The following is a 417-nucleotide window of genomic DNA, read 5'->3' as shown; positions in this document are numbered from 1 at the left end:
CCGCCGCGGGCAGCGACGGCAGCGTACGGATGATCGCCGTCTCGGCGCGAAGGAGTTTCAGCTCGTCGCGCAGCCGGGACGCGGTGTCCGGCGCCTGGAGGAGCCGCTGCTTGGTGGGGATGTCCAGCATCATGGCCGCCGCGACCAGGTAGGACACGACGGACGGCTCGTCGGGGAGGTCGCCGCCGGTGGCCAGTGAGCGCTCCCGCGCGCCCGCGAGGCGCTTCTGGTACTGCCGGAACGCCCGCAGCACGCCCTCGGCGAGCGCTCCCGCCTCGTCGCCGGGCTCCTCCGGCAGCTCCTCCAGCTCACCGGTGAGGTACGGGCCGGAGGCGTCCACGCTCAGCAGCCGCACCCGGGTCGTGCCGGTGGCCAGCACCTCGAAGGTGCCGTCGGCCCGTTCCCGGACGGTGGCCG

Annotated in this window: 1 protein-coding gene; it reads right to left on the bottom strand. The window is 74.8% G+C overall.

Translation table 11 applies throughout. The annotated features are described in order from the left end of the window. Positions 1 to 417: LON peptidase substrate-binding domain-containing protein (locus CCN42_RS40270; RefSeq protein WP_245877698.1), on the bottom strand; the 417-nt coding region annotated here is incomplete at both ends.

Source organism: Streptomyces glaucescens, assembly GCF_002154375.1.
GTDB lineage: Bacteria > Actinomycetota > Actinomycetes > Streptomycetales > Streptomycetaceae > Streptomyces > Streptomyces glaucescens.
Note: the sequence above shows the minus strand (reverse complement) of the source record. Positions and strands in the feature narration are given on the sequence as shown.